We start from the raw sequence: 3,551 nt of genomic DNA on the forward strand, positions 1-3,551 counted from the left end.
TGCTGAGGTGCTGGACCGGCACCTGCACCACCTGCGGCCGACCCCTGCCGACCAGCAGAACCAGAGCCAGAACCTAACGAAGCACTACTAGGGCATGTGTCGAAAGTGTGTGCGGCGTCGGACGGGCCGTAGTACTCCTGGGGAGACGCAAAGACAGGTTCCTTCTCGTTTGGAGTCATCGATGGCCGTTCGCCGTGTCGTGCCCAACATCCAGTCGCATGCCGCCCAGGAGAGCCAGGAGTTCTACGGCCTGCTGGGCTTTGAGGAGGTCATGAACCACGGCTGGATCATGACGCTTGCCTCCCCGTCCAGCCCGGCAGCGCAGATCAGCGTCATGACCAGCGACAAGACCGCGCCTGTCGCCCCCGACATGAGCGTCGAAGTGGACGACGTGGATGCGGCTTACGCGGTCATACGAGAGAGCGGTGCGGAGATCATTCACCCCTTGCAGGACGAGGCGTGGGGGGTGCGGCGTTTCTTCGTTCGCGACCCCAACGGACTGGTGGTCAACGTGCTGGGCCACCGCTGACATCCCTTCCCGCCCCTGGTGAAAGTCTTGGTCACAGCCACTCGTTGACGGCCGCGACCAGGACGGCTGCTTCGTAGCGGACGGCGAGTTTCTCGTAGCGCGTGGCCACTGCCCGGTGTCTCTTGAGTCGGTTGATCCCGCACTCGACCGCATGGCGCTCGCGGTAGTCGGCCCGGGGCGAAGCGCGGAGGCCGGCCGCCGCGGGAGCCGAGCTTCTGGCGGTTGCGTGCCTGGTCGGCCTTTCCGGGATGGTGCATCGGATCCTGCGGCGGCGCAGGTAGGCGCGGTTCTTGCGGGAGGCGTACGCCCTGTCCGCCCGCACGCGATCGGGACGGACGCGTGGCCGGCCCGGCCCGAGGCGGGGCACGCGAACCTTTGCCAACACGGGTTCAAACTGCGGCGAGTCTCCACGCTGTCCTGCCGTCACCACGATCGACATGGGCTTCTGACCTTGCTCAACGGCCAGGTGCAGCTTGGTGGTGAAACCGCCGCGCGACCTTCCTAGCCCGTGATCACAGGGCTCATTGAACACACCACCCGGTGGTTCCTTCTGCAGGTCGCCCTGTTTGCGAGCCTCGGCCGCATGCTGGTGGGCGCGGCAGACCGTGGAGTCGACGCTCAGGTCCCACGTGATCGCACCCTTCGCATCGGCCAGGGACTGGAGCGTGGTGAGGATCCGGTGCCAGGTGCCGTTCCGCTGCCATCGGCGGAACAGGTCGTAGACCCGGCCCCATGGCCCGTACTCGACAGGTACATCCCGCCACGGAACACCAGTGCGGACCCGGAACCGTATGCCGTCGATCAGCTGCCGTCGAGGCCCGACCGGCGGCCGCCCCGTCCTGGCACCCTTCGGCAACAGCGGCTCCAGCACCGCCCACTGCTCGTCCGTGAGATCTCCCCGACCCATGAACCGTGATCATCCACAGTTCGAGATCCACTTTTGATACACGGCCCAGGTGTATTGATCACGAGTGTTGGTAACGCTGGCCGGTCTTGGTCGTGGCGAAGGCCCCGTGTGTGTGGCGGAGGTGTCGAATCTTCACCGCGCGGGGGCCTTCGTGTCCCACCGCAATGCCCGGCTGACCGTTCATGGCAGGCGGCTGCTCGTCGAGCGTGTCTGCTTCGGCCGTCCCGTCGCGTCGCCGCCGACATGGGCATCTCCCGTTCCACAGCCCACAAGTGGATCCGGCGCCGGCGCTCCGAGGGCGAGCACTTCTCGACTCCTGCGTAGCGCTCACCGACCTCTTCTTGGACGCTTCCGCACCTGGACCGTCGCGTCCGTCTGACGGTCGTCTTGCGGGCCGCTCTGGAATGCCGGGGATCAGTTGCGCAGTCAGCGCCCGTGTTCCAGCAGGAGACGGGCTGCCGGGCGGCATGGCCGTCCGATCTGGGCGCACCGGCTTTCGAAATCCGTCGGAAGCCAGCCTCGTCCCAGCAGCCGCGGATGGGCAGGGAATGCGGTGATCGCGGCCAGGACGAACAGCAGCGATGCCCAGGGGGTGCGGAGCTGCACCGTGGTGTACTGGTGGTTGTTGATGTCCCGGAAACTGGTTTGGAAGACGTCCGGTGCGACGAGGTCGATGGTGTCGAGGCCGACCCAGAAGAGGTCGAGTGGACACTGAGGATGGCCGAAGTAGACCCTGCGCGTGGTGACGGTGATTTCGCCGGCCCCGTCGAGTACCCAGCGAGGTTGGGCGTCGTTGGCGGCGGCACGGCGCCGGGCCGAGTTACCGACAGCCGAGCCGACCATGCTGCCGATCACGAAGGCGGGGCTGCCGAAGGCGAACATGTTCTGGTGCGTGTAGCTGCCATCCCCGATGGCCCTCCAGGTCAGACGCTGAGCAGGCCCGACGGCCAGTGCGCGGTCACCGGGTTCGAGCCGGGCCATGGTGGCGACCAGCGGACGCTGATCGATCCGCTTCTCGACCAGGTCGGCGATGATGTCGCACGAGTGCCACAGGTACTCGTCGAGCGCGGACCACGCAGGTCGGTGGCCGTTGTCGGAATGAGGTGGGGCGAAAGGGTTGTCCACTGTCTCTCCGATATCCCCGTCAGGCGCTGTTGGCGGCGGCCTTCGTCTGGCAGCCACTTTAGTGACGGGTCGCCAGGCTCACGAAGGAGTTGACCCCGATGCCCGGGTCTGCCGCCGTTGCACTGTCCGGGCGGCCGGCTGACGGTCTCGGTGCGCGCCAGGCGGTAGCCGCGGCCGGTGGAGCCCTGTGGGGGCATACGCGCGTGTGCCCCCACAGGACGCGGTCATCTGCGGCGTACGGGCAGCGTCTGCGCGAAGGCGCGTAGGACTGCCGCGCGTTCCTCTGGTGGCGTTCCGCGTACGGCTATGGCGAGGGCGACCAGGAACGTCGCCGCAAGCACCACGACCACCGCGAGCAGGAGGCCGGGCGTTCCAGTGGCGAGTTGCGCGAGGAGAGCAGGAACCGTCGTCATGGGAGTCCTCCGATGGCAGGCCAGAGCTGTCGGGACAACTTCCGGAGAGCCAGGTACCAACGGTGGAGTGCGTCCGGTCGGAGAGGGACTGGACAGGCGCGGCAGGGTCCGTACTGCCGACTCCGTGCAGGAATGCCTTTGCGGTTGGCCCCGGCTAGATTCCGGAGTCGTAGCAGTTGATCCACAGGTGGGACATAGCGGTCATGTCCATCACCTCCTGCGGGCGCATCCCTTTGACGGGTCCGTACGGCGCAGAATCGCGCCGCTCGCTCCCACCATGCCCCAGCAGGCACCGGCCGCGCCATCACTAACTGGCCTTTATCGCATGCTTGTTACCAGCGCGAGGTGATCGCCGGTCGTACCTGCGGCGCAAGGCATGTGTGCGGCCCCACTCCCACGCCCGTCCATCGATGAACCTTCGACGCCTTCCACGCCTGACACCTCCGGTTGTTTGAGGCCCTCGAAGAGCTCATGGACGAGTTGGGGGGGGTGCCTCTATGTCTTTCGTCAAGCGAGGCGTGGGGTTCTGGGTTCGTAGAAAGTGCCGTCGCGGAGGATCGCGAACAGCACGTTGATC

The 3,551-nt window shown here is 66.5% G+C and carries 4 protein-coding genes and 1 pseudogene; 2 read left to right on the forward strand and 3 right to left on the reverse strand.

The features are described 5' to 3' along the window. Nucleotides 1-181: 181 nt before the first annotated feature. The gene (locus tag ABT171_RS41425) at nt 182-529 is read left to right on the forward strand and encodes a VOC family protein (RefSeq protein WP_351252107.1); all 348 of its coding nucleotides are present in this window, start codon (nt 182-184) and stop codon (nt 527-529) included. 31 nt (nt 530-560) lie between these two features. Here ABT171_RS41425 and ABT171_RS41430 read toward each other — a convergent pair whose 3' ends face one another. Continuing rightward, a complete protein-coding gene (locus ABT171_RS41430; RefSeq protein ID WP_351252109.1) occupies nt 561-1,436 on the reverse strand; it encodes an IS5 family transposase in 876 nt (291 codons plus the stop codon). A 151-nt stretch (nt 1,437-1,587) separates the two neighbouring features. Between ABT171_RS41430 and ABT171_RS41435 the strand changes: the two are divergent. Further along, nucleotides 1,588-1,739, forward strand: a pseudogene (locus ABT171_RS41435) (leucine zipper domain-containing protein); the annotation flags it as partial. A gap of 123 nt (nt 1,740-1,862) precedes the next feature. Here ABT171_RS41435 and ABT171_RS41440 read toward each other — a convergent pair. Together ABT171_RS41440 and ABT171_RS41445 are read right to left on the reverse strand one after the other, a co-directional pair. Next, nucleotides 1,863-2,618: a hypothetical protein gene (locus ABT171_RS41440; RefSeq protein WP_351252111.1), complete on the reverse strand. Its 756-nt coding sequence runs from the start codon at nt 2,616-2,618 to the stop codon at nt 1,863-1,865. Between the two features lie 167 nt (nt 2,619-2,785). Beyond that, complete coding sequence (locus tag ABT171_RS41445; protein WP_191878581.1) at nt 2,786-2,974, reverse strand: hypothetical protein; 189 nt, start codon at nt 2,972-2,974, stop codon at nt 2,786-2,788. Nucleotides 2,975-3,551 lie beyond the last annotated feature (577 nt).

Origin of the sequence: Streptomyces sp. NPDC001851, from assembly GCF_040297165.1 — a bacterium.
In the GTDB taxonomy this organism is placed as follows: Bacteria; Actinomycetota; Actinomycetes; order Streptomycetales; family Streptomycetaceae; genus Streptomyces.